The sequence below is a fragment of the Kitasatospora sp. NPDC048545 genome (assembly GCF_040651155.1).
In the GTDB taxonomy this organism is placed as follows: Bacteria; Actinomycetota; Actinomycetes; order Streptomycetales; family Streptomycetaceae; genus Kitasatospora.
Genome location: NZ_JBEZIQ010000057.1, coordinates 32,144 through 56,506 on the forward strand (window position 1 = coordinate 32,144; position 24,363 = coordinate 56,506).

24 protein-coding genes and 1 pseudogene are annotated in these 24,363 nt (G+C 75.5%); 13 read left to right on the plus strand and 12 right to left on the minus strand.

All coding sequences use genetic code 11. From position 1 onward, the window contains the following. Positions 1-82 precede the first annotated feature (82 nt). Positions 83-2,656 carry a SpoIIE family protein phosphatase gene (locus tag AB0D10_RS36895; protein WP_360264342.1) on the minus strand — a complete coding sequence of 858 codons (2,574 nt, stop codon included), beginning with the start codon at positions 2,654-2,656 and terminating at the stop codon, positions 83-85. 93 nt (positions 2,657-2,749) lie between these two features. On the opposite strand from AB0D10_RS36895, the gene AB0D10_RS36900 reads away from it, so the two are divergent. The 3 genes from AB0D10_RS36900 to AB0D10_RS36910 all read left to right on the plus strand — a co-directional run bounded on the left by AB0D10_RS36900 (position 2,750) and on the right by AB0D10_RS36910 (position 5,275). Next, a complete protein-coding gene (locus AB0D10_RS36900; RefSeq protein WP_360264345.1) occupies positions 2,750-3,106 on the plus strand; it encodes a DUF4326 domain-containing protein in 357 nt (118 codons plus the stop codon). Positions 3,107-3,290: 184 nt separating this feature from the next. Next, positions 3,291-4,610, plus strand: a complete 1,320-nt coding sequence (locus AB0D10_RS36905) for a PQQ-binding-like beta-propeller repeat protein (protein ID WP_360264348.1) — start codon at positions 3,291-3,293, stop codon at positions 4,608-4,610. 29 nt (positions 4,611-4,639) lie between these two features. Continuing rightward, entirely contained in the window at positions 4,640-5,275 is a 636-nt protein-coding gene (locus AB0D10_RS36910; protein ID WP_360264351.1) for a uridine kinase, read from the plus strand. A 32-nt stretch (positions 5,276-5,307) separates the two neighbouring features. Here the strand turns inward: AB0D10_RS36910 and AB0D10_RS36915 are convergent, their stop codons facing one another. Together AB0D10_RS36915 and AB0D10_RS36920 are read right to left on the minus strand one after the other, a co-directional pair. Then, positions 5,308-6,141: a DNA-formamidopyrimidine glycosylase family protein gene (locus AB0D10_RS36915; RefSeq protein ID WP_360264354.1), complete on the minus strand. Its 834-nt coding sequence runs from the start codon at positions 6,139-6,141 to the stop codon at positions 5,308-5,310. Positions 6,142-6,194: 53 nt separating this feature from the next. Further along, positions 6,195-6,644: a universal stress protein gene (locus tag AB0D10_RS36920; protein WP_360264357.1), complete on the minus strand. Its 450-nt coding sequence runs from the start codon at positions 6,642-6,644 to the stop codon at positions 6,195-6,197. A gap of 174 nt (positions 6,645-6,818) precedes the next feature. On the opposite strand from AB0D10_RS36920, the gene AB0D10_RS36925 reads away from it, so the two are divergent. Then, complete coding sequence (locus AB0D10_RS36925) at positions 6,819-7,202, plus strand: hypothetical protein (RefSeq protein WP_360264360.1); 384 nt, start codon at positions 6,819-6,821, stop codon at positions 7,200-7,202. 1 nt (position 7,203) lies between these two features. Here AB0D10_RS36925 and AB0D10_RS36930 read toward each other — a convergent pair whose 3' ends face one another. From AB0D10_RS36930 to AB0D10_RS36940, 3 genes are all read right to left on the minus strand, one after another. Then, positions 7,204-8,190, minus strand: a complete 987-nt coding sequence (locus tag AB0D10_RS36930) for a zinc metalloprotease (RefSeq protein WP_360264363.1) — start codon at positions 8,188-8,190, stop codon at positions 7,204-7,206. A gap of 96 nt (positions 8,191-8,286) precedes the next feature. After that, entirely contained in the window at positions 8,287-8,949 is a 663-nt protein-coding gene (locus AB0D10_RS36935) for an AAA family ATPase (RefSeq protein WP_360264366.1), read from the minus strand. Positions 8,950-9,153: 204 nt separating this feature from the next. Further along, the gene (locus AB0D10_RS36940) at positions 9,154-10,080 is read right to left on the minus strand and encodes an LLM class F420-dependent oxidoreductase (protein ID WP_360264369.1); all 927 of its coding nucleotides are present in this window, start codon (positions 10,078-10,080) and stop codon (positions 9,154-9,156) included. A 154-nt stretch (positions 10,081-10,234) separates the two neighbouring features. Here AB0D10_RS36940 and AB0D10_RS36945 point away from each other — a divergent pair, with 154 nt between their 5' ends. Further along, positions 10,235-10,588 carry a DUF6401 family natural product biosynthesis protein gene (locus AB0D10_RS36945; protein WP_360264372.1) on the plus strand — a complete coding sequence of 118 codons (354 nt, stop codon included), beginning with the start codon at positions 10,235-10,237 and terminating at the stop codon, positions 10,586-10,588. Here the strand turns inward: AB0D10_RS36945 and AB0D10_RS36950 are convergent. Continuing rightward, positions 10,522-11,436, minus strand: coding sequence for a hypothetical protein (locus AB0D10_RS36950; protein ID WP_360264375.1), 915 nt, complete (start codon positions 11,434-11,436; stop codon positions 10,522-10,524). The genes AB0D10_RS36945 and AB0D10_RS36950 overlap by 67 nt on opposite strands. A gap of 200 nt (positions 11,437-11,636) precedes the next feature. On the opposite strand from AB0D10_RS36950, the gene AB0D10_RS36955 reads away from it, so the two are divergent. Continuing rightward, positions 11,637-12,401, plus strand: coding sequence for an alpha/beta hydrolase (locus AB0D10_RS36955; protein WP_360264378.1), 765 nt, complete (start codon positions 11,637-11,639; stop codon positions 12,399-12,401). Between the two features lie 71 nt (positions 12,402-12,472). Here the strand turns inward: AB0D10_RS36955 and AB0D10_RS36960 are convergent, their stop codons facing one another. Together AB0D10_RS36960 and AB0D10_RS36965 are read right to left on the minus strand one after the other, a co-directional pair. Continuing rightward, positions 12,473-12,895, minus strand: a complete 423-nt coding sequence (locus tag AB0D10_RS36960) for a hypothetical protein (protein ID WP_360264381.1) — start codon at positions 12,893-12,895, stop codon at positions 12,473-12,475. Positions 12,896-13,122: 227 nt separating this feature from the next. Beyond that, complete coding sequence (locus AB0D10_RS36965) at positions 13,123-14,124, minus strand: winged helix-turn-helix domain-containing protein (RefSeq protein ID WP_360264426.1); 1,002 nt, start codon at positions 14,122-14,124, stop codon at positions 13,123-13,125. 252 nt (positions 14,125-14,376) lie between these two features. Here AB0D10_RS36965 and AB0D10_RS36970 point away from each other — a divergent pair. Then, positions 14,377-15,144, plus strand: a pseudogene (locus AB0D10_RS36970) (helix-turn-helix domain-containing protein); the annotation flags it as partial. Here AB0D10_RS36970 and AB0D10_RS36975 read toward each other — a convergent pair. Next, complete coding sequence (locus AB0D10_RS36975; RefSeq protein WP_360264420.1) at positions 15,125-16,597, minus strand: HAMP domain-containing sensor histidine kinase; 1,473 nt, start codon at positions 16,595-16,597, stop codon at positions 15,125-15,127. The pseudogene AB0D10_RS36970 and the gene AB0D10_RS36975 overlap by 20 nt on opposite strands. A gap of 62 nt (positions 16,598-16,659) precedes the next feature. After that, positions 16,660-17,376, minus strand: coding sequence for a response regulator transcription factor (locus tag AB0D10_RS36980; protein WP_360264384.1), 717 nt, complete (start codon positions 17,374-17,376; stop codon positions 16,660-16,662). A 246-nt stretch (positions 17,377-17,622) separates the two neighbouring features. Between AB0D10_RS36980 and AB0D10_RS36985 the strand changes: the two genes are divergently transcribed. From AB0D10_RS36985 to AB0D10_RS37000, 4 genes are all read left to right on the plus strand, one after another. Continuing rightward, positions 17,623-19,002, plus strand: a complete 1,380-nt coding sequence (locus AB0D10_RS36985; protein ID WP_360264387.1) for a ferredoxin reductase family protein — start codon at positions 17,623-17,625, stop codon at positions 19,000-19,002. 52 nt (positions 19,003-19,054) lie between these two features. Then, positions 19,055-19,555 carry an FMN-binding protein gene (locus AB0D10_RS36990; RefSeq protein WP_360264389.1) on the plus strand — a complete coding sequence of 167 codons (501 nt, stop codon included), beginning with the start codon at positions 19,055-19,057 and terminating at the stop codon, positions 19,553-19,555. 30 nt (positions 19,556-19,585) lie between these two features. Further along, positions 19,586-20,338: an FAD:protein FMN transferase gene (locus tag AB0D10_RS36995; protein WP_360264423.1), complete on the plus strand. Its 753-nt coding sequence runs from the start codon at positions 19,586-19,588 to the stop codon at positions 20,336-20,338. Positions 20,339-20,674: 336 nt separating this feature from the next. Then, positions 20,675-21,004 carry a hypothetical protein gene (locus tag AB0D10_RS37000; protein WP_360264392.1) on the plus strand — a complete coding sequence of 110 codons (330 nt, stop codon included), beginning with the start codon at positions 20,675-20,677 and terminating at the stop codon, positions 21,002-21,004. Between the two features lie 140 nt (positions 21,005-21,144). On the opposite strand, the gene AB0D10_RS37005 is transcribed toward AB0D10_RS37000, so the two are convergent. Beyond that, positions 21,145-22,185, minus strand: coding sequence for an NUDIX domain-containing protein (locus AB0D10_RS37005; RefSeq protein WP_360264395.1), 1,041 nt, complete (start codon positions 22,183-22,185; stop codon positions 21,145-21,147). A 249-nt stretch (positions 22,186-22,434) separates the two neighbouring features. Between AB0D10_RS37005 and AB0D10_RS37010 the strand changes: the two genes are divergently transcribed. After that, a complete protein-coding gene (locus tag AB0D10_RS37010) occupies positions 22,435-23,691 on the plus strand; it encodes a sensor domain-containing protein (protein ID WP_360264397.1) in 1,257 nt (418 codons plus the stop codon). Beyond that, positions 23,679-24,335: a response regulator transcription factor gene (locus AB0D10_RS37015; RefSeq protein ID WP_360264399.1), complete on the plus strand. Its 657-nt coding sequence runs from the start codon at positions 23,679-23,681 to the stop codon at positions 24,333-24,335. Before AB0D10_RS37010 ends, AB0D10_RS37015 begins: the two co-directional genes overlap by 13 nt. Positions 24,336-24,363 lie beyond the last annotated feature (28 nt).

The window sequence follows — 24,363 nt, forward strand, 5'->3', positions numbered from 1 at the left end:
TCGTCGCCGGGTCCGACGAAAGTCTCCTGGTCACACCGGCGGCCGGTCACACCTGCCTGTGCCTGCTCGCGCCGATGTCCGATCACACCGACGGCGGCGTCGGCCCGGCGGCGGCCCGGCCGAAGGCCGTCAGCAGCAGCGCCACGTCGTCCACCCGGCGGGCCGAACCGACCTCGCGCAGCAGCCGCTCGGCAGCCTCCTCCAGCTCCTCCCCCGGCTCGGCCCGGGCCATCGCGGCCCGCAGCCGGTCCACGCCCTCGTCGATCGCCGCCGCCGGGTCCTCGACCAGCCCGTCCGTGTACAGGGCCAGCACCGAGCCCGGGCTCAGCCTCAGCTCGCTGACCGGGTACGCGGCCAGCTCGTCCACCCCCAGCAGCGGCCCGCCCGCCACGTACAGCGCCTCGGTCCGCCCGTCCGGGTGCCGCAGCACCGGCGGCATGTGCCCGGCGCGGGCGATCCGGGCGGTTCCGTCGGCCGGGGCGAGCCGGACCAGGCAGCAGCTGGCGAGCAGCCCGGGGTCGAGGTCCAGCAGCAGCCGGTTGGTGTGGGCGAGCACCTGGTCGGGCGGGTCGCCGCCGGTCGCGAAGGCGCGGACCGCACTGCGCAGCTGGCCCATCGTGGCGGCGGCGCCGACGCTGTGGCCCTCGACGTCGCCGATCACCAGGGTGACGTCCCCGTCGGTGACGATCGCGTCGTACCAGTCGCCGCCGATCTCCATCCCCTGGGTGCCGGGCAGGTAGCGGGCGGTGATCCGGATCCCGGGCACCTCGGCGAGCCGGTGCGGCAGCAGCGCCTGCTGCAGCCCACGGGCCACCGCGAACTCGGCGTCGTACAGCCGGGCGCGTTCCAGGGCCTGGGCGATGAAGCCGCCGAGCGCCGTGAGCAGACCGCGCTCCTCGACCGTGAACGGGTGCGGGCGGTCGAAGCCGAGGATGCAGCTGCCGACCGCCCGGCCGGAGGCGATCAGCGGCAGGAACGCCCAGGCGCCCATCTCGTCCAGGGCGAGGCCGGGGTAGGCGGCGGCGAGTTCGCGCACCGACTCGAAGAAGATCGCGGTGCCGGTGCTGAGGGTCTCCGCGCCCGGGACGCGGGCGTCGACCGGGGTGCCCTCGAAGGAGTCCAGGAAGCCGTCCGGGTAGCCGGACTGCGAGACCAGCTGCAACTCCTGGTCGTGCACCGTGTAGATGGCCAGCTCCTGGCCGCCGAAGGCCGGCAGGATCTCCTCGGCCACCGCCCGGCACACGTCGCGAACGGTGACCGCCTCGGTCAGCGCACTGGCCAGCTGGAGCAGGTGATGGGTGCCGCCGACGCCGGTGCGGACGGCCGGCGGCGGAGCGGCCGGCAGGGGCTCGACGGCGTCCGGCAGGGGCTCGGCGGAGACCACCCGGCCGGTGACGCCGTGCGCGTCGGGATAGAGCGAGAAGGCGAGCCAGCCGTCCGGCGGGCGGGCCGCCAGGAAGGTGGCGGGCCGTTGGGAGAGCAGCGCCGCCCGGTAGCGGTTCTCGTAGAACGGGTCGGCGAGCCAGGGCAGCACGTCCCAGGGGTGGTGGCCGATCAGGTCCTCGCGGCGGGCCCGCAGCAGTGGCTCGGTGGCGTGGTTGGCGTAACGGATCCGGCCGTCCAGGTCGAGTGAGAACACGCCCTCGCGCAGCCGCTCGACGGCGGCCGCGGCGGCGGTCAGGCTCCGGGCGTCCAGCACGGCGCCCACCAGGTGGGTCCGGCCGCGGGAGACCGCCGCGGGTGCCCGCGCCCACAGCTCCACCGGGTACGGCAAGCCGTCCGGCCCGAGCACCCGGACCCGGGCGGCCAGCACCTCGCCGTGCTCCAGCGCCGTCCTGGCGGCGGCCCGGAACTGCGGCAGGTCGCCCGGGGCGATCCTGCCGCTCAGGGAGGTCGCCGTGCCGTCGAACTCGCCCGGGCCGAAACCGAAGATCTCCCGGAACTGCTCGTCCGCGGCGAGTGCCCCGGTGGCCACGTCCCAGTCGAACAGCCCGACCCGGATGGTCGGCACCGACGACGGCGGCGGCAGCTCGACCACCGTCGGCTCCCCCTCCCCGCCCGGCTCCACCGACTGCCCGGACTCCTCCAACCCGGCCAGCCCGTCGCCCAGTTCGGCCGCGACGGCGGCGATCAGCGGACGCGACGACTCCGGCACCCCGTCGTCCGAGGCCGGCCACAGCACGCTCAGCACCCCGAACCGCTCGCCGCCGTGCTCCACCGGCACGCAGGCGGACGCGAAGTCGTACGGCAGACCGACCGCGAGCTGCGGGAAGCGCCGCATGGTGTCCTCACCGCCGGTGAGCACGATCTCGTGCCCGGTCCGGAAGCAGACCCCGACCGGCAGCGGCCCGGCCGCCGCGACCCGCCGGAACGGGCTCATCACCGCCAGCGGCACCCCCGCGATCGTCCGCAGCGCCAGTGACCGCCGGTCCCGCGACCGCAGGTACACCAGCGCGCCGTACGCCCCGGTGCGCCCGAGCACCCCGCGCACGGCGTCCGCGAACAGCTCGTCCCGACGGTGCTCCGCAGGCCGGTCCGCCGCAGGCCCGGTCCGGGGAGCAGCCCGGCCCACCACCGCGTCGGCCCCGGGCTCCCGCGGCTGGTCCGGCCCCGACCACGCCCCAGGGGCCCCACCGGTCGCATGCGGATGGCGCATGCTCTTTTGCTACGCCGGGCCCGGAACGGTGTCAAGGCGAGCCCGCCCCGCCCCGGGCTGCCGCCGGGCCCCGCTTGCACCAGCATGGACGGCATGCCGAGCCCGTCCCGCCGCACCACCGTGGTCAACCTCAAGGGCCACCGCGACGACCCCGCCTACGGCGACGCCGTCTACGTCGGCCGTGCCGCGCACCGCGGCGGCTGGCACCTCGCCGAGTCCCCCCTGCACTGCCCCTACCGGCCGGGCCCGGACCTCACCCGGGAGGAGATGGTCGCGAAGTACCGCGCGTACCTGCTCGCCCGCCCGGACCTCCTGGCCCTCGTCCCGCCTCTGCGCGGCCACCGCCTCGCCTGCTGGTGCGCCCCGCTCCCCTGCCACGCCGACGTCCTCGCCGAGCTCGCCGACCACCCCCCGAAGGACTCCTCGAAGCACTCCCCGAAGCGCCCCTGAGGACCGGCGCCCGAGGAACCGCTTCCCCTCCTGCCCGCACCCGCCGCGCTGCCCGCCCGCGCCTTCCTCCAGCGGTGCCGGGCCGGGGCCTCCCGCCGTTGCGCACGTTCGAACCGTTCGGGGACCGTTCGATATCCTCCGGACGGGTGGCGGCGCGGGGCCGCCGGTGGGGAAGCGAGAGCGTATGCAGTCGCCGTCGTCCGGGAACACCGCGCACGAGGCGTCGTGGCAGTGGGACGGGGAGGAGAGCAGCGGCGGCGAGGCGCCCGAGGACGTGATCGGCGGCGGCGGGGACGGTCCGCGGCCGAGCCGGCGCCGGATGCTGATCGGGGCCGGGGCCCTCGCGGCGGGCGGGGCCGCGTGGGCGTTCGGCCGTTCGGGTGCCGACGGGGCGCCCCCCGCACCGAAGCCGACCGAGCCGCCGCCCACCGCCCTCTCCGGGCCGACTCCCCTCTGGACCTACCGCGGCCCCGAGGCGATGACCCCGGCGCGGCTCACCGGCCCGCCGGCCCGTCCCGTCTACCTGTCCAGGAACGGCCTCCAGGTGCTCGACGCCGCCCGGGGCACCGCCGCCCGGCTGCTGGTCTTCGACCCGCCGGACAGCCGGGACTGGCCCAGCGACCTCGACCTGCTCGGCAAGGTCGTGATCGGGCCCGACCTCCTCTTCACCACCACCTACGAGGGCCACCTCGAAGCCAGGCACTTCACGGACCCCGCGGCCGACTGGAGCCTGCCGCTGCCCGACGAGCTGCAGGGCCAGACCCGTCTCACCGGCTACGACCGCGGCATCCTCTACGGCTACTCCTGGGGCCGCCCCGGCCCCGACGGCGCCCCGCCGGACAACCACCTCTTCGCCCTGCGGGTCGCCGACCGCTCCTTCCTGTGGACCGTCCCGACCGAGCAGGAGGAGCAGCCGGTCGCCCCCGCCACCAGGATCGGCAGCAACGTGGTGGCCTGCGTCCGCTTCCTCGGGTTCCGCGCCGAACTGGTGGCCCGGGACGCCGCCACCGGCCGCCCGCTGTGGACGGCGCACGGCGACGAGGACCTGCGCTGGTGCGCCACCGGCACGCAGGACGTCTACGTCCCCGACGGCAACGGCGGCGTGCGCATGCTGCAGCCCACCGGCGAACCGGGCTGGACCTACTCCCCCGCCCGGGGCGACTCCTGGCGGGCGCTGCCGCCCGTCCCGGACGGCCCCCGGGTGTACGTCCCGAGTGACCACGGCATCGTCACCTGCCACGACGCGGTCACCGGCGGGGTGCTGTGGACCTGTCGGCTGCCGTTCCTGCTGGACCGCCGCAGCCGTCCGGTGGTCGCCGCCGACATGCTGTTCGTGCCGGGCACGGCGACCGGCGGGGTCAGCGCGATCCACACCCCGACCGGGCGACTGGACTGGACCTTCCACGACTCCGGCCCGGGCAAGGACGTCTGGAGCGTCGCCACCGACGGCGGCCGCCTGTACGCGGGCCACGACGACGTCCTGCACGCCCTCCCCCTGAGCTGAGCGGCTCCACGACGCGGCAGGATGGCCCGATGCAGGTACGCCCGATCTCCCCCGACAACCTGGCCGAGCTGCTCGCCGACCGCATCACCGCCCTGCCCGGCGCCGCCGACCGCCGGCTGCGGGTGGCCGTCGACGGCGCGGCGGCCGCCCGCCCCGAGGCGCTCGCCGACGCCCTGGTGGAGCCGCTGCGGCTGCGCGGCCGCCCCACCCTGCGGGTGTCGGCGGCGGACTTCCTGCGCCCGGCGTCGATCCGGCTGGAGTACGGCCACCACGACGCGGACGCCTTCCACGACCTGTGGCTGGACGACGGCGCGCTGCTGCGCGAGGTCCTCGACCCGCTGGAGCCCGGCGGCAGCGGCCGTGTCCTGCCCACGCTGCGCGACCCGGTGACCGACCGTTCCACCCGCGCGGCGTACACCCGGCTCCCGCCGAACGGCGTGCTGCTGCTCGACGGAGCGCTCCTGCTCGGCCGCTGGCTGCCGCTGGACCTGACCGTCCACCTCGCCCTCACCCCGGCCGCGCTGGCCCGCCGCACCGCCGCCGACCAGCAGTGGACCCTGCCGGCCTTCGCCCGCTACGACGCCGAGACCACCCCCGCGCAACTCGCCGACCTCACCGTCCGGATGGACGACCCCCGCCACCCGGCGCTGGTGGAGCAGCCGTAGCGGCCGTCTCCGCACACCGCCTCGGCGCCGGCTCACCGACCCGGCCGGCTCCCCCGGGCGGTCCGGACGGCTTCCGGGGCGGGGCCGCGCTGGCAGTAGGGGCACCAGAAGACCGTGCGGTCGCGCGGCGGCGTGCCCTGACGTCCGGTCACGACGGGGGTGACGCAGCGCGGGCAGGGCCGGCCGGCCCGGCCGTAGACCCAGTGCTGGTAGCCGGGCCTGGTGTCGCCGGTGGTGATGTGGCCGGGGCGCAGCTTGTTGGCCTCCAGCATCTGCCGGGCGCGCTCCACCAGCCGGTCGGGGTGCGGGAGTTCGCCGACCTCGGTCCACGGTGTCACGCCGGCCACGAAGCACAGTTCGTTGGCGTAGACGTTGCCGATCCCGGCCAGGTTGCGCTGGTCGAGCAGGGCCTCGACGACCGGGCGGCCGGGCCGGGCGAGAAGCCGGCGGACGGCCTCGACCGGGTCCCAGTCGGGGCCGAGCAGGTCCGGGCCGAGGTGGCCGACGATCCGCCGCTCGTCGGTGGTGCGCAGCAGTTCGACGACGGGGAGCCGGTAGCCGACGGCGGTGCCGCGGTCGGTGCCGAGGACGGCCCGGATCTGCCAGTCGGGTCCGCCGGTCCACCGTTCGCCGGGGCGGTAGACCTCCCAGCGGCCGTCCATCCGCAGGTGGGTGTGCAGGGTGAGGCCGCCTTCGAGACGGGTGAGCAGGTGTTTGCCGCGCGGGGCGACCTCCAGCACCCGGCGGCCGGCGAGTGCGGCGGTGGCGTGGGCGGGCACCCGCAGGTCGGCGGCGGTCAGCGGCTGTCCGGCGAGGGCCTCGTGCAGCCGGGCCGCCACGCGGTAGACGGAGTCACCTTCTGGCATGACTCCATCCTCTCCCGCGCGGCGGCCCGGCGACGACCGGCCGGCTCGTGGGCCTACTGCCCGGGGTGGCCCTCGCGGACGACGACGACCGGGCACGGCGCGTGCTCGGTGAGGTGGCGGCTGACCGAGCCGAGCAGCACGCCGGAGAACCCGCCGAGGCCGCGGCTGCCGACGACGATCAGCGCCGCGCCGCCGGCGGCCTCCAGCAGCGCCTTGGCGGCGTTGCCGGGCATGACGGTCTCGCTGATCCGTACGCCCGGGTCCTCGCCGACCACCTTGGCGACGGTGTCGGAGAGGGTCTTGCCCGCGAGTTCCTCGGGGTGGAAGGTCTCGACGGTCGGCACGCCCTGTCCGGCCCAGCCGTAGAAGGCGGGGTACTCCCAGGCGGCGATGGCGTCGACGGTGCCGCCGACGGCTTTCGCGTAGTCGACCGCCCAGTGCAGCGCCTGCTCCGAGGCGGGCGAGCCGTCCACGCCGACGACGATCCGGGGACTGGCACTCATGGCCTTGCTCCTTCGCTTGCTCCTGCCGGCTGGTGCAGCCGGGTGGGGCTCCTGATCGGTCCGACCTTCAAACATAGATCAAATCGGACATATGTCCGGCATTTGCCGCGCCGATCATCGGGTGCCGCATTCAAATCGAGTGCGCTCACCCCGGCCGGCTGGGACGATGCCCGGATGCCGAACAAGCCCCGCCGCCGGTCCGGCGGTTTCGCCGAGGTCCTCGCGGCACTGCCGCCGCAGGAGGAGCACGAGCCCCTGGAAGTCCGGAACCCGATCGGGTCGGGTGGCTTCCTGGACGGTGCGGGCTGCTACTGGCGGCTGGCCCGCGGCCCGGTGGACCGGCGGCTGGCCCGGCGGCTGGCGGCCGGCGCCGACGAGCTGACGCTCGGCCTCCGGGGCCGCCGGCACGAGGCCTTCCCCGACCACTTCGTCCCCGTCCTGCTCGCCCCCGAGGAGCGCCCGGCTGCCTGGCACGCGGCCTGCGCCGAGGACCACCGGGCGTACGAGTTCCGCGCCGCGGACGGCCGGACGCTGCTCTACCTCGACGTCTCCTGTTAGATCAACTCCGGTAGGCGGACCACGAGTTCACCATTCGCTGGATCTGCCCGGGGGTGAACTCGCTCATGCACTCGTCGTAGCTGTAGTCCATGAAGTCGTGGATCGGGTCCGCGCCGGTCGTGGGGCAGGTGTCCCGGCCCTCGGGGCAGCCGAAGGCCGCGCTGCGCTCGGGCGGGGTGTCGTCCACGTAGTCGCCCGGGAGCAGGCAGCCGCCCTGGAAGGTGTGGAAGAGGCCGAACCAGTGGCCGGTCTCGTGGGTGACGGTGTTGCCCTCGTTGTAGTGGGTGGCGGAGCCTCCGGGCAGGGAGGCGTCGAGCACGACCACGCCGTCGTCGGCCGGGTCCGACCGGTAGGCGTTCGGGAAAGTCGACCAGCCGAGCAGGGACTGGCCGAGGTGGGCGGTGTAGAGGTTGAGGGTGCCCTGGTCGCCCTTGCGCAGCTGCTTCTTCATCGCCTTCTCGGCGGCCGAGCCGGGCGTCATCCCCGTGTACCAGGCGGCCTTGTCGGTGTAGTCGGTGCCGGCCAGCGCGAACCGGAAGCCGGTGGGGGTGTTGCCCTCGCCCTCGCCGCCGTAGGTGGCGTTGAGGTGGTCGATCTGGGCGGCGACGGTGCTGTCGGCGAGCCGGCCTGCGCTCCCGTCGTGGATGACATGGACGTACACCGGGACGGTGGTCGCGCCGCCGGACAGCGGGACGTGGGTGGAACCGAGCGCGGCGAGCCGGTCGTCGAGGTCGGCCTGCATGGCGCGGGCCTGGGCCGCGGTGACGGCGTTCGGATCCTTCCCGGCCTGGCTGCCGGCCGGCCTGCGGGCGGCTGCGCCGAAGAGAGCGTCGGCGTCGGAGCCGTCGCACGCGGTCGTCGTCGGGGCGGCGGCCGCGCGCTGCGGGGCCGGCGCCGCGAACTGGCTCACGCCGAGGGCGGCGACCAGTGCGGCGGCGCAGGGGAACAGGCGGGGGGCACGCGAGCGCACCCGGGCAGTACGGCGCATCTGCGCTCCTGACGGGGAGGTGACGGAGTCTCGGCCACGCCCCGGCGCGCTCCGGCCGGACCCGCCGGCCCGCTGCCCGGCGCGGACTCGCCGAGACTACGACGCCGTGAAGTCGATCTCCCGCAGGGCGCGCGCGGCGGCCCGGTCGAGTACCACGGCCGATGCACACCCGGCCGGCAGCCGGCCGGCCCCGATCCACCTGCGCAGCCGGGCGAGGCCGGAGCGGTGCCGCACGAAGGCGTAGCGGGAGACGCCGCGCCCGCGCCGCCGCTGCCCGGCGAGCGCCTCGGCCGGGTCGACGTCGAGCACCAGCAGGTGCACCCGACGGCCCTGACCCGCGGCGGTGCGGGCGAGCCAGGCCCGCACCCAGGGCAGCGTGCCGCAGTCGTGCACCGCGAGCGACCCGCCGTCCAGCACGGCGCGGCGCAGTCGCCGGTAGTGCGCGACCCGGGCGAGCGGGCGGTAGAGGGCGTACGGGAGGCGGCCGGGCAGCCTGGCCGCGTACTCCTCGCGGACCAGCTGGGAGTCGATCAGCGGGGCGCGGACGCAGCGGCGCATCAGGGTGCTCTTGCCGCTGCCGGGCAGACCGGTGACGACCAGCAGGTCACCGGCCGGGTAGCGCAGGGCCGCCGGACCGGGTCCGCGCAGTTCGTGGAGGGCGGTCGGGTCGTGCGACGGAGGCAGGACGACGCGTTCCCCGGCGGTGCGCCGCGGCGGCACCCTCGGCTCCGCCGCCCGCGCCGTTCTCGTCCCGCTCACCGCTTCTCCCCCCGCCGTTCCCTGCTCAGGAGCATGGCGCATTCCCAAGAGCGAGTAAAGGGCGAAGGTCGGAGCGGGTACGGACGGTCCCTGCCGGGCCCGGCCCCGTGACGGGACCGGGCCCGTTTCCGGACGCCGCCGTCACCGACCGGGCCCGCGGCCAGGGAGCGGCCGGAAGGGGCCGCCGCGCACCGGCGCCGTTCGTCAGCCGAGCTGCGGGGCGACCCGGGAGGCGATCAGCTCCAGGTGGTCGAGATCGTCCAGGTCGAGGATCTGCAGGTAGATCCGCTCGCTGCCGACGGCCGCGAACCGGCCGATCCGCTCGACGACCTCGTCCGGGGTGCCGGCCAGGCCGTTGGCCTTCAGCTCGTCGACCTCGCGGCCGATGGCGGCGGCCCGGCGGGCCACCTCCGCGTCGTCCCGGCCCACGCAGGCGACCAGGGCGTTGGAGTAGACCAGGTCATCGGCCCGGCGACCGGCCCCCTCGACGGCGGCGCGGACCCTCCCGAACTGCGCGGCGGAGTCGTCCACCGAGGCGAACGGCAGGTTGAACTCGTCGGCGAAGCGGGCGGCCAGCGCGGGGGTGCGCTTCGGGCCGAGGCCGCCGACCAGCACCGGGATGCGGTCCTGGGCGGGCTTGGGGAGCGCGGGCGAGTCGGTCAGCGTGTAGTACTCGCCGGCGAAGTCGAAGGTGTCGCCGAGCTTGGTGTTCCACAGCCCGGTGATGATCGCCAGCTGCTCCTCCAGCCGCCCGAACTTCTCCTTGGGGAAGGGGATGCCGTAGGCGGTGTGCTCGGCCTCGTACCAGCCGGCGCCGAGGCCGAACTCGACCCGGCCGCCGCTCATCGCGTCGACCTGGGCGACCTGGATCGCGGTGACGCCGGGCAGCCGGAAGGTCGCGGCGGTCATCAGAGTGCCGAGGCGGATGGTGCGGGTGTCGCGGGCGAGGCCGGCCAGGGTGATCCAGGCGTCGGTGGGGCCGGGGAGGCCGTCCACCTCGCCCATCTTCAGGTAGTGGTCGGAGCGGAAGAAGGCGCTGAACGCGCCGAGCTCCTCCGCGGTGCGGGCGACCTTCAGGAGGGTGTCGTAGCTCGCGCCCTGCTGCGGTTCGGTGAAGATGCGGAGATCCATGCGGACCATTCTGGTACGGGACCACCCGGGCGTGAGCGCAGGGAACCGGCCACACCACGGAACGTGCCGGTACCCGCCGTCGGGTGGCCAAGGTCTCAGCACGGAACCGTCACGGGCGCCCGCTCCCGCCGCGGCGCTCGCCTACCGTGGACGGATGTTCGCGACCCCCGACGAATCCTTCCGGCGCTCCCCCGACGAGCCGGCCGGCTGCCCGCTGCCAGGCATCGTGACGGCGTTCACGCCGCGGCTCGCCGAATTCGCCTTCGAGCCCGGCGTCGTCGCGGCGGTCGACCAGCACGCGGCGATGCTGCGCGAACTGCTGTACGTGCAGGGGCCGGAGCTCGCGCCCCGGCCCCTGGACCGTGAGGAACTGTCGGACTACGCCCTGGGCTTCCTGGACGCGCTCACCGAGATCGGCTGGCGCGAGCCGGTCGGCTACGACTACGCCGTGCTCCGGCTCACCGCGATCTGCTGGCTGGTGCGCGAGCAGGGCCTGCTGGAGGTCTGAGCCGCCCGGTGCCCGTCAGTGGTCCCGCCGGGTTCGATGCCCGGGGGCGGCGGGGTGCCAGGTCCGGTCTGGGTCCCCGGGCCGGTCGGGCCGGTCTGCGCCGCCGGCCGGACCGGCTGGTTGGCCAGCACGTCGGAGCGTCCGGCCTGGTAGGCGCTGCCGCGCAGCTTGGCGGTCTCCTGCTCGGCGCTGTCCAGCCACCGCTCCCAGCGCTGCCGCATCGGCATGATCGGACCGCCGCCGACCCCGACCACCAGCACGCCGGCGACGGTGGCGAGCACGGCGATCAGCACCGGCGTGGTGATCGCCGTCGCGATCCCGACCTGTCCCAGCGCGGCGATCACACCGAGCGCCACGATGAACGCCCGGACCGTGGTGGCGACCGCCCGGCCGTAGGAGGCGCCGGAGAGCGAGTTGCCCACGATGTCGCGCACGCCGTTGGCGATGGCCATCGCGACCACCACGATCACGACGGCGACGATCGCGCGGGGCAGCCAGGCGACGATGCTGTGGATCATCACGCTGATCGGGTTCGGGCCGAAGACGCCGAACGCCAGTTGCAGGGCCATCAACAGCACGATGTAGTAGACGACCTTGCAGACGATGCCGGTCAGGTCGTACTTCGAGCCCGCCAGGCGCGCCGCCATCCCGGACCGCTCCGCGACCCGTTCCGACCCGAGCCTGCGCATCACCCGGTCGAGGACCTTGCCGATGGCCCTGGCCACCAGCCAGCCGATGGCCAGGATCACCAGGAAGGCGATGAACTGCGGGATGACCTTCGCGATCTTCGACCAGGCTTCGGTGAAGCCCGACCCGAAGTCGACGGACAGTGCGAGCTGCTGGACCACGGAGTCCTCCACTCGGTGACGCGGCGCCACGAGCGGGCACCCGGTGGCCCCCCACCCTTCGTGGATAGCAGGCCCCCTGCGGGCCGCGCGCGCCCGGTGTCCGGGATGCTCCCCTCGGGTGAACGGTCCGCAGGTCCGCGCGCGTACAGTGGCGGTCCGGGGGAAGGGCGACGGGGCGGGACGGACGGGACGGTGCGGCAGTGAGCGGTACGACGGCGGACAGCGCGGTGGAGCACCGGGCGCTGCACTGGCGGACCCGCCCGGAACAAACGCGGGCCGCCGTCCTGGTCCTGCACGGCGGCGAGGAGCACAACCTCGCCCGGCCCGGTCGCCTCAACCTCCCCCTGCTGCGGATGCACGGCTTCCTGCGCTCCCTGACCAGGGCGACCGCGGACTCCGGGGTCGCCATCGGCACCGTCCGCTACCGCCACCGCGGCTGGAACGGCGAGCGCGCCGACGCCGCCCGGGACGCACTCGCCGCACTCGACGAACTGGCCGCGCTGCTGGGCCCGGTGCCCACCGTCCTGATCGGCCACTCGATGGGCGGGCGGGCGGCGCTGCAGGCCGGCGGACACCCCTCCGTCACCGGCCTGGTCGCCCTCGCCCCGTGGTGCCCGGCCGAGGACCCGTGCGAACAACTCGCCGGCCGGGACGTCCTGCTGCTGCACGGCGACCGCGACACCGTCACCCTGCCCGCCGACACCCGCGCCTTCGCCGTCCGCAGCCGCGCCGCCGGCGCCCGCGTCTGCGGCTACACCGTCACCGGCAGCGGCCACGCCATGCTCCGGCGTGGCCCCGACTGGCACCGCGCCACCACCCGCCTCACCACCGCCCTGCTCGGCCTCCACCCGCTCCCCGCCGAAACCGCCTCCGCGCTCGCCCTCCCCGCCACTTCCCCCGAAGCCCTCGCGCTCCCGCTGCCCCGCCAGCCACGCCGCACCCCGGTCCTCCCGGCCGACGCCTGACCGGGGGCAACCCCTCGCCCGCCGCCCCTGCCCGCCGCCTTCCTGCCCGCAGACGCGGCTTGACGACGGGCCTAGAGAACCCGCCACAGGGCGGTGGCGAAGACCGCCGTGACCCAGGTCCAGAGGACGGAGAGGGCGAGGTGGGCGGCGGTGCGGAGCGGGTCGCCGCGCCACAGCTTCGGGGGGAAGACGGCGAACTCGAAGAGCCAGCGCAGGCCCCAGAAGAGGGTCTGACCGGCCAGCAGCGCGGTGCCGAGACGGGTGCCGGCCAGGAGGTCGGGGGCGAGGCAGAGCGGGAGCAGGCCGAGGAGGGTGCAGCCCAGGCCGATGAAGAACACGTGGGCGTAGGAGACCTGACGGGTCAACAGGGCGGTGCCGCGCAGGTCGGCGGGCCAGCCGATGGCGCGGGGCAGCACCGCGTGGAACAGGCCCATCGCGACGAGGGCGGCGCCGACCAGGTGCAACTGGGCTTCGAGGGTGAACGGTTCGGTCACGGTGCGGGCTCTCGGAACGCGGCGGCGGTGGCCGGGCCTGCGCCGGCTCCCGGTTCCGGTCAGGGTGTTCGGGGCGTGGCGGGGCGCGGGCGAGGACGGCCCGGGTCCGTCCGTCGCCGCAGGCCGCGGCGGGGAGCTTCCCGCGCACCCTCATCATGGCGCACGGCTTTGAACGCGTTCGGCCCGGGGGGTCTCCCGGACCCCCGGCAGCCGCCGCGCCCGCGAGGTCAGGCGGCCTCGGGCCCGGCGTCGCGGGACGGCACCCGGCCGGCCAGGAGGGCCTCGCCGAGCGGGGTGGGGCGGTGGGTCACGGTGCGGCCGGTGCGGTCCTTGGCGGTGAGGCCGGAGTCGGCGAGGACGGTGGCGTGCTCGCTCGCGGAGGCACTGGAGATGCCCAGGTGAGCGGCCAACTCCTTGGTGGAACAGGGGCCGTGGGCGGAGATCGCCTCCAGTGCGGCTGCCCTGGTCTGGCCGAGCAGGGCCGTCAGGGTGCGGCTGGGGGTGGCGGTCGGTTCGGGCTCGGCGCGCAAGGGTCCACCGATCCGGGCCGGGTAGAGGAGCACGGGCTGCTGCTCCGGGTCTTCGAAGCGGGCGATGACGGGGCGGCGGGGGCCGAACACGCAGGGCTGGAGCAGTAACCCCCGCCCGTCCAGCCGCACGTCGTGCCGGCACCGGTTCGCCAGCGGGAAGCTCAGCACCGGGCGGCGCCAGGACACCGCCGGGTGCAGCGAGCCCAGGACCCGGTCCGGCTCGGCGATCCGGTGCCGCCGCCCGTGCTCGGTGGTGACGATGGTCTCGATCTGCCGCCGGTACGGGTCGATCGCCCGGACCTGGTAGTCGGCGGTGACGTTGCCGAGCAGTCTCCTGGCCCTGCGGTCGCCGGCCGCCACGCCCCGCGCGAAGGCGCTCAACTGCCGCTCCCCGCCCACCGAGCGCAGGTGGTCGCGCAGCGGCGCCTCGGGCGCCTCGGCGGTCGCGCTCTCGGTGGCGCCCGGGTCGCGCCGCACGGCGAGGAACTCCGGGATCGCCGAGCGGGTGTAGAGGTCGAACAGCAGCGCGGTGCGCGGGTTCCAGGAGGCCCGCAGGTGGTCCCGCCAGCCCTCGAAACGCGGATCGCGCAGCCCGCTCACCAGGGCGTGCACACTGAGGGACAACTCCATCGACATGTCGGGGCGCTCCGCGACCCGGACCCGCGCCAGGTCGTCCGTACCGAAGAAGATTCGCAGCACGACCGCGATCGTCTCGCCGGGACCGGCACCTGCGCAAGACCGTTCGGCGAGGACCGAATCGTTTGCCCGGAGCCCGTCCCCCGGCCAGGCTCGGGCCCCTGCCCCCTCCGGGCGGGGTGTCCGGGTGCCGGACCGGACACCCGGCGGCGGGCGGACCCGGGAGCCGCGCGCCGACGCGCGCAGCCCGGGTCCGCTCCCCGTTCCCCCGTCCCTCAGCCCAGGTCGGCCGGGGACTCCACCACCACGCCGTACACCGATCCGGCGGTGGTCGACCGGGTCCGCACGCCGGCCGCCCGCTCCCGCCGGGTGGCCAGCGTCTGCGTCGGCGCGCACCTGCTCGCCGCCGCCGGACTGCTGGACGGCCGGCGGGCCACCACCCACTGGTCCACGGCCGGCCAACTCGCCGCCGAGTACCCGCGGATCGAGGTCGACGCCGACCCGATCTTCATCCGCGAGGGCGAGATCTGGACCGGCGCGGGGATCAGCGCCTGCCTGGACCTCTCACTCGCCCTGGTCGCCGAGGACTTCGGCGAGGAACTCGCCCTGCGGGTCGCCCGCCAGCTCGTGATGTACCTCAAACGCCCCAGCGGCCAGAGTCAGTTCAGCGTCCCGCTGGAACCGGTCTCGACCACCCGGCGGATCGAGGAGCTGCGCCACCACGTCCTGCGCAACCTCTCCGGCCGGCTCACCGTCCCGGGCCTCGCCGCCCACGCCCACGTCAGCGAACGGCAGTTGACCCGGATCTTCAAGACCGAGCTGGGCACCACCCCGAGCGCGTACATCGAGTCGGCCCGGGTCGAACTCGCCCGCCACCAGCTGGAGTCCGGCGACGCCACGCTCGAACGCATCGCCACCGCCTGCGGATTCGGCACCGTCGACACCCTGGTGCGCGCCTTCCGTCGGCGCCTCGGCACCACGCCGACCGACTACCGGCAGCGCTTCCGCACCGCGGGTACTGCGGCAGGGGGCACCGCGGCAGGGAGTACCGCGGCAGGGGGTGTCACGGCAGCCGGACGGTGAACGCCGTGCGGCCCGGCCGGCTGGCCGCGTCCACCGTGCCGCCGTGCGCCTGGACGACGGCCTGGACGATCGCCAGCCCGAGCCCGGTCGAGCCGGTGGCCCGCGACCTGGCCCGGTCGCCCCGGACGAAGCGCTCGAAGACCCGGTCGAGCAGCTCCGGCGCGATCCCCGGCCCGTCGTCGGCGACGCTCAACTCGACCCGGCCGTCGGCCCGGTCCCGCACCAGCCGCAGCTCCACCCCGGTGCCGGCCGGGGTGTGGGACCGCGCGTTGGCCAGCAGGTTGGCCACCACCTGGCTCAGCCGGTGCTCGTCACCGCGGATCACGACCGGTTCCTCGGGGAGGACGAGCCGCCACCGGTGGTCCGCCCCGGCGGCGCGGGCGTCGGCCACGGCGTTCAGCGCGATCCGGGTCAGGTCCACCTCGGCGGCGGCCAGCGGGCGGCCGGCGTCCAGCCGGGCGAGCAGCAGCAGGTCCTCGACGATCGTCCCCATCCGCACCGCCTCGGCGTCGATCCGCTCCAGCGAGTGCCGGACCGGCGCGGGCACGGCCCCGGGGTGGCGCAGCGCCAGCTCGGCGTGGCCGCGGACGGCCGCGACCGGGGTGCGCAGCTCGTGGCTGGCGTCGGCGGCGAAGGCCCGCAGCCGCTCCTCCACGGCGTGTCGGCGGGCCAGGGCGCCGCCGACGTGGCCGAGCATCCGGTTGAGCGCCGCGCCGACCCGGCCGACCTCGGTGCGAGGGTCGTCGTCCGGCACGCGTTCGGCCAGCAGGACCTCACCACTGGCGAGCGGCATCGCGCTGACCCGCTCGGCCATGACCACCACCCGCCCCAGCGGGCGCAGCGACCAGCGCACCCAGAGCGCCCCGGCCGCACCGGCGGCCACCACGGCGATCGCGAACACCGTCAGCTCCAGGGTCTCCAGCCGCCGGAGGGTGTCCTCGGCCGGGCGCAGCGGCAGGCCGCTGACCAGCACGTCGCCGTCCCGCCCGGCGACCGCGCGGACCCGGTAGTGGCCCTGCGCCCCGCCCAGGTCGAGGGTGTCGGCCGGACCGCCGGGCGGCAGGGCGGCGAGTGCGCGCTGCTGGGCGGCGGTGAAGGCGATCCGGTCGTCCTCGTCGTCGGGGCCGTCCGTGTCGTCGGCGTCGCCGTCGACCACGCCCGCCGCCGTGACCCGGCCGCCGACCAGCCGCACGCCGAGGGTGCCCGGCGTCTGCGCCCGGGTGTCGGGGCCGGTGCCCTGGCCGGCGTGCTCCAGGCTCGCGGCGTAGCGGCCGCCGGACTCGGCGAGCTGCTGGTCGAGGCGGTCGACCAGGAAGTGGCGCAGCGCGGCGGTGGTGGCGAAGCCGACGGCGGCGCAGGTGACGACGAGCAGCACCAGCAGGCCGGCGATCAGCCGGGCGCGCAGGGTGCGCGGAGCCAGGCGGGTACCGCGCGGGCGCGGGGTGAGCCGGATGCGCGGTGGGCGCGGGGTGAGCCGGATGCGCGGTGGGCGCGGGGTGAGCCGGATGCGCGGCTTCACGGTGCGGCCTTGATCAGGTACCCGGCGCCCCGCACCGTGTGGATCATCGGGCTCCGGCCCGCGTCGAGCTTCTTCCGCAGGTAGCTGATGTACAGCTCGACGATGTGCGCCTGCCCGCCGAAGTCGTAGGACCAGACCGCGTCCAGGATCTGCGCCTTGCTGAGCACCTGCCGGGGATGGCGCATCAGGTGGGCGAGCAGCGCGTACTCGGTCGGGCTGAGTTCGACGGTCTCACCACCGCGGGTCACCTCCCGGGCCCGGTCGTCCAGGACGAGGTCGCCGAGCACCAGCGCGTGCGCGGGCGGCCCGCCCTGCGCGGCGGGCGGGGCGGCCCGGCGCAGCAGGCCGCGCAGCCGGACGACCACCTCGGCCAGGCTGAACGGCTTGGTCACGTAGTCGTCGCCGCCCGCCGCGATGCCCGCGATCCGTTCCTCGACGGCATCCCGGGCGGTGAGGAAGAGCACCCGCACCTCCGGCTGCGCGGCGTGGACGCGACGCAGCACCTCCAGGCCGTCGAGGTCGGGCAGCATCACGTCGAGCACCACGGCGTGCGGGCGCCACGCCGCGGCGGCCTCCACGGCGGCCCGGCCGGTGGTCGCGCCGCGCGCCTGCCAGCCCTCGTAGCGGACGGCGCCGCACACCACCTCGACCAGGTCCGGCTCGTCGTCGACCACCAGCACGCGCCACTCCGGGCGGTCGGCGGTGTCGTCCATGGTGCTCCCTCGGGCTGGTGCCGGCTGGCGGGGCCCGTGCCGGGCGACGTTCATTCTGCACCGCCGCGATGAGAAAGCCGTGAGACCTCCGGAGGCCGTTCGTGGACCAGCACACATGCCCTGACCTGCGGTGATGAAGATGATCGAGGGCGCGGGAAGCGGGCTCGTTCAGAGGCGGCTCAGAGTTTGCGGTGCGATCGTGGCGGCCTCGGCGGCACCTGCTGCCGGGCGCTGAGGAGGTTCCCGATGAGCACTGCCGCCGCACCGGAGTCGCGGCCCGGGCCCCGGCCGACGACCGTCCGCCGAGGCCACCGGGCCGCGGGCCGCCCCCCGTTCGCCCTGGACCCGGCCGTCGCGCTCGGACTGATCGCCGTCGGCGCGCTCGGCGTGCTCGGCCTGTGGTGGACGGGCACGCCCGCGGTCGTCGGCGCCGCAGGCTGGCTGACCGGCGCCGGGCGGATCACCGGGCTGCTCGCCGGGTACGCCGCCCCGGTGCTGCTCCTGCTGATGGCCCGGCTGCCGCCGCTGGAGCGCGGGGTCGGCGCGGACCGGCTGGCCCGCTGGCACGCCTTCGGCGGGCGCTGGCTGGTGGCCGCCGTCTCGGTGCACGTGCTGACGGTCGTCTGGGGCTACGCGCTGACCGACGGGCGGGGCCTGCTCGGCGAGGGCGTCGAGATCGTCTTCCACTACCCGGAGATGATCAAGGCCACCCTGGGCACCCTGCTGCTGCTCGGCACCGGCGCGGTCTCCGCCCGGGTCGCGCGCCGGCGCCTGTCCTACGAAGCCTGGTACTACCTGCACCTGGCCACCTACCTGGCGGTGGCACTCGCCTTCTCCCATCAGCTCGCCACCGGCGCCGACCTCGGCGGCGGCCCCGGACAGGCCGCCTGGTACGCGCTCTACTTCGGGACGGCGGCCCTGCTCGGCTGGTACCGGCTGGCCCGGCCGTGGCTGCTCGACCGGCGGCACGGGCTGCGGGTCGCGGAGGTCCGGCCGGAGGGCCCCGGCGTGGTGTCGCTGTTCCTGACCGGGCAGCGGCTGGACGAACTCGGCGCCGAACCCGGACAGTTCTTCCGCCTCCAGTTCCAGGCGCCCGGCCTGCGCTGGGCCGCCAACCCGTACTCGCTGTCCGCGCCGCCGCACCCGCGCTTCCTGCGCTTCACGGTCAAGGACCTCGGCGGGCACAGCGCCGCGGTCGCCGAGCTGCGCCCGGGCACCCGGGTGCGCGCCGAAGGCCCGTACGGCGCGTTCACCGGGCGGCTGCTGCGGCGGCGCCGGGTCCTGCTGCTCGGGGCGGGCGTCGGGATCACCCCGCTGCGCGCCCTGTTCGAGACGCTGCCGGGAGAACTGACGCTGGTCCAGCGTGCCCGGCGACCGGAGGACCTGCTGTTCCGGACGGAGCTGGCCGACATCGCCCGCCGCCGCGGCGCGGTCGTGCACGAGCTGCTCGGCCCGCGGGAGCAGGTCGGCGACCTCGGCACCGCGCTCGCCCGGCTCGTCCCGGGCCTGGCCGAGCACGAGGTCTACCTGTGCGGGCCGGAGGCGCTGACCGAGGAGTCCGTCCGCGCGCTGCGGGCGGCGGGAGTCGCACCGGGGCGCATCCACCACGAGAGCTTTTCCTTCTGAGCCCGGCTGAGCCCCGCCGAGCCGTCCCGCACTCCCGAGGAGCGTCGAATCCATGCGCCGAGCCGTCGTCACCAGTGCCGCCACCGCCGCCGGGGTGGTGCTGTTGCTCTCCCTCAAACCGCACGAGGCAGCCGGGCCGGCCCCGGTGATCGGCTCCGGGTCGGGCAGCGCCACGGGCTCCGACGTGTCCGCACCGTCGAACGCCCCCTCCTCCGGCAGCCAGTCCGCCGCCGGCCCGTCCGCCGCCGCGGCCCCGTCCGCCTCGGCCGCGGGGGCCACCCGCAAGGTCAGCGGCGACACCGTCAACACCCGGTACGGGCCGGTGCAGGTCCAGGTCACCCTGGCCGGCAGCCGGATCACCGCCGTGGACGTCGTCAAGTACCCCACCTCCGAACGGCGCGACCGCGAGATCAACACCGCCGCCCTGCCCGTGCTCAACCAGGAGGCGATCTCCGCGCAGAGCGCAGGGATCGACGTCGTCAGCGGCGCGACGTACACCAGCGACGGCTACATCCGCTCGCTGCAGAGCGCCCTCGACCGGGCCAAGGGCTGAGGAACCGTGCTCCGCCACGCCGAACCCGTCATGGGCACCGTCTTCTCGATCACCGTCCGCGACCCGACCCCGCGGACGCCCGAAGCGCTGGAGCGGATCGTCGAACGGCTGCACCGGATCGACGCGGTGTTCTCCACCTACCGGCCCGACAGCGACATCAGCCGACTCGACCGGGGCGAACTCACCCCGGACGACTGCGACCCCGACGTCCCCGTCGTCCTCGCGGCCTGCCGCGCGGTGGCCGCGGAGACCGACAGCTGGTTCACCGAACGGCCCGGCGGGCGGCTCGACCCCAGCGGCTGGGTCAAGGGGTGGGCCGTCGAGGAGGCCGCCGGCCTGCTGCGGTCCTCCGGCGCCCGGCACTACTGCGTCAGCGGCGGCGGGGATCTGCAGACCAGCGGCGGGCCCTGGCGGATCGGCATCGCCGACCCCTGGCAGCCGGGCCTGCTCGCCGCCGTCCTGGCCGGCCACGACCTCGCCGTGGCCACCTCCGGCACCGCCGAACGCGGCGCGCACGTCCTCGACCCGCGCACCGGCCGCCCGGCCACCGGCCTGGCCTCCCTCACCCTGGTCGGCGCCCCGGGCACCGGCATCGCCCGCACCGACGCCTGGGCCACCGCCGCCTTCGCGATGGGCCCGGACCGCGCCCTCGCCTGGGCGACCCGCCGGCCCGGCATCGAAGCACTCGCCGTCCTGCCGGACGGCACCAAACGCTGGACACCGGGCCTGCCCGGCCACCTCCCGGCGAGCGGACCGGCGGACTGGCGGTCCGCCGTCGGCTGAGCGCGGTGCCGTGCGGTGGGTGACGAGGAACGTTCAGGGGCGGGCCGCATGAGGAGGACTCATGCACCGGGGATATGAGGCGCTCCCATGGGCCGGCGTCATGAGGCGCTCTCATGGGCCGACTCATGAGGTGCGCTCATGCCGCACGCCCATGAGGTGCGCTCATGGCATCGCCCCATGAGAAGGCCTCATCGCAGGACGGCGAACGCGGCGGACCGGCTCCGGCACGAGTTCCGTGCAAGCCGCTCGGGAAGTCCGTTCGTGGATCGCGCAGTTCGGCGGACCGGCTTGAGCAACGTGGTCGATCCGTCCGGACGCACACCGTAGGGTTTCCGTGTGACGGATGAGCTGTTGTTCGAACCGGCGCAGGCCGGCGGGTCCGGCTGCCCTCGGTGCGAGGAGACGGCAGAGATCACGATGTTCCGCGAGCAGTACCGGCCCGTGCTCCGGGGCAGAGGCGCCGTGCGGTTCCTGGCGGCTGCGGTACTCCTCGTCCTGGCCGCCGAACCGCTGCTCAGCGGGCAGCCCGCAGGCGTGTTGCTGTTCGCCCTCGCCGCGCTGTCCGCCGTGTCGTGCGCGCGGGCCGTGACACGGGCCCGCTCCGGTGGGCCGGTCGAGGTCCTCTACTGCCATCAGTGCACCACCCGGTCCGGGAGAACGCCGTGAGCGTGGCGCGGCCCCGGTGACGTCCCGGCTGGTCCCGGCTGGTCCCGGCCGGACCTGCAGGCGAGTGCAACGCCCCGCGGAGCCTCCGCGGACTCACCGCGCAACGACCCTGACGGAACGTCGGGCCGGGACGCCGCCCGTCACGCCTGCGCGCTCCACCCCCGCTCCTGCTGCGCCGCCCGCCAGGCCTCCCACGCCACCAGCGGTGCGAGGTACGACCAGCGCCGCGAGCCGTCGGGGCACACGCCGCCCTCGACCAGCCCGGACACCGAGCGCCGGGTGAACGGCACCCAGACCGCCATGTCGTGCTCGAAGGTGCTGTGGCAGGCCTCGCGGCGGCGGTCGATCTCCGCCGCGTCGAGCCGGGCCCGGACGGTGGCGACCAACGTGTAGCAGGAGGCCGGCTCGCTCCAGCCCAGCCACGTGATCACCGTCGGTCCGACGTCCGCCGGAAGCAGTCCCAGCTCCTCCTCCAGCGCCCGCTGGACCAGTGCGTAGAAGTCCTCGGCCGCACCCGGCTCGTCGCGGTACTTCATGGTCTCGTTGATCCCGACCGTCCACTGCGCCGGGAAGGTGTTGACCGCCAGTGAGCGGCGGAGCAGCAGCAACCGGCCCGCGCGGTCCCGCACCGCGACGCACGCGCTCATCATCGTGGGCGGTGCGACGGCCACGAAGCTCGTCAGGCCCTCGTCCAGCGCCTCGTGCAGCAGCCGGCCCGCCTCCGGGTCCTCCCGGCCCAGCCTGGTGGTGGCCATGCACTCCGCGTAGTCGCTCTCGGCGATGGTCACCTCGCACACCCGGGCCGCGCCGTGCTCGCCGTGATCGACCGTCAGGCGTGAGACGTACGCCGTCCGGCCCGCCGCCCCGGCGGCCCGCTGGCGCGCCACCTCCTCGGCCCACCCGACCCCGTCCAGCACGTGCGGGCGGACCACCCGCCCGTCGTACGACGTGACCAGCGTGCCGGGGGTCAGCGGCCGGGCCGCCGACCAGGTGATCAGCGGCGCCAGCCCGTCCGCCCGGACGTCGTGCGCCCGAGCCGCCTCCGACAGGGTCGCCCGCCGGACCCGCGGCGCCGGCACCCGTGAACCGACGCGCGAGCCGCCGTACTTGGCGAAGTCGTACACCAGATTGGTCACCACCCCGAGCAACAGGGCTCCGCCGATCCCCAGCAGCCACTCCACCCGGTCCCCCCTACCGTCATGATCCGCCCGCCCCATTGTGGGGTTGCCGGCCGTCCGGCGGAAGGGCTCCCCTCCGCACGAGCGGGCCACCGCACCAGCCATCGAACCTGGCCACCGAAGCAGGCCGCCGCACCAGGCCGCCGACCGAACCACCGGCAGGCCCGCCCGGCCCGCCGGACCGACCGCCAGAGCGTCCACCGGCCGGTGCTAGGGTGATCGGACAGTCGACGCGGAGGCACTCAAACGATCGTGCGGGCAGCCGGAATCACCGCAGCGGCCGCAGCCACCGCCCGGTCGACGGCCCGCCGCTCCCCCTCTGCCGCCTGGTACGCGCTCCGCTGCCTCGGCACCGGACTGGGCGCCCTGGTCGCCGTCGCCCTCCTGACCGTCGTCCTGGCCCTCTGCCCGGTCGGCGTCGGCTTCCTACTCCTCCCCCGCGCCCTGCAACTGCTGCGCCGCTACGCCGAGTTCCACCGCCGCCTGGTGGGCCGCCGGCTCGGGGCCGAGGTCCGCTCGCCGTACCGTGACCGGCAGCCGTCCCCGCGCGACCCGGCCGTCCGCAAGGACCTGCTCTGGCTGTTCGTCCACGGCACCGCCGGCACGGCCCTGTGCGCCGCCGCCCTCACCCTCTGCAGCCACGCCGTCAACTGGCTTACGGCGCCGGTGTGGTGGCGGTTGCTGCCGAGCGAACGGGACACCATCATCCTGCTGGACGTGGACTCCTGGCCGGTGGCGGCCGCGGCGGCGGTCGGCGGGGTCGGCTACGCGCTGGTCGCGCTGGCCGCCCTGCCACCGCTGGCCGACCTGCACGCACGGGCGTCCCGCCGACTGCTGGTGGCCCGCCGCCGCGAGTCGCTCGCGGAGCGCGTCCGGGAGTTGACGCTGAGCCGGTCCGGGGCGCTGGACGCGCACGCCGCCGAACTGCGCCGGATCGAGCGGGACCTGCACGACGGCGCCCAGGCCGACCTGGTGGCCGTCTCGCTGCGGCTCGGCATGATCCGCCGGGCCCTCGCCCACCGCCCGGACCAGGTCGAGGAGTTGGTGGACTCCACCCAACGCGTCGCAGAACAGGCCCTGGGGTCCCTGCGCGCCCTGGTGCGGGGCATCCACCCGCCGGTGCTCGCCGACCGCGGGCTGACCGAGGCCGTCCGCTCGCTCGCCGCCCACTGCGCCGTCCCCACCCGGACCGACCTCGACGGGAGCGCCGACCCGCCGACCCGCGCACCGGCCGCCGCCGAGGCCGCGGCCTACTTCGTGGTCGCCGAAGCGCTCACCAACGTCGCCCGGCACAGCGGCGCCCGCACCGCGCTGGTCCGGCTGCGGATCACCGCCGGCGCGATCGCCGTCCGGGTCGAGGACGACGGCAGGGGCGGCGCGGCCGAAGGCGCCGGGAGCGGCCTCCCGGGCCTGCGGCGCCGGGTCGCCGCCTTCGACGGAACCACCGCCCTGTCCAGCCCGCCCGGGGGCCCGACCGTACTGGAAGTGGACATCCCATGCGCATCCTGATCGCCGAGGACAACGCCCTGCTGCGCGAGGGCCTGGTCCTGCTGCTGACCAGCGAGGGCCACGAGGTGTGTGCGGCCGTCGGCCACGGCGACGACGTGCTGCCCGCCCTGCTCGACCACCGTCCCGACATCGCCGTGGTCGACGTCCGGCTGCCGCCCGGCTTCCGCGACGAGGGCCTGCGCGCCGCCGTCGAGGCCCGCCGCCGGCTGCCCGGGCTCCCCGTCCTGATCCTCTCCCAGTACGTCGAACACGCCTACGCCACCGAACTGCTCGCCCGCAGCGCGACCGGCGTCGGCTACCTCCTCAAGGACCGCGTCGGCCGCGCCGAGGAGTTCCTCCAGGCCCTGCGGCGGGTCGCCGACGGCGGCACCGCCATGGACCCCGAGGTCATCACCCACCTCATGGCCCACCACACCGCCCGGGACCCCCTCGCCGCCCTCACCCCGCGCGAACGCGAGGTGCTCGCCCTGATGGCCGAGGGCCACAACAACCCCGCCATCGCCCGGCTGCTGTTCATCGCCGAGAGCTCCGTGAACAAGCACATCGGCGGCATCTTCACCAAGCTGGGCATGCCCACCCCGGACACCGGCCACCGCCGCGTCCTCGCCGTCCTCACGTACCTCCGCACCCTCGCCGACCGGTAGCCGCCCGCACCCTCCGCAAGCCCCGTCA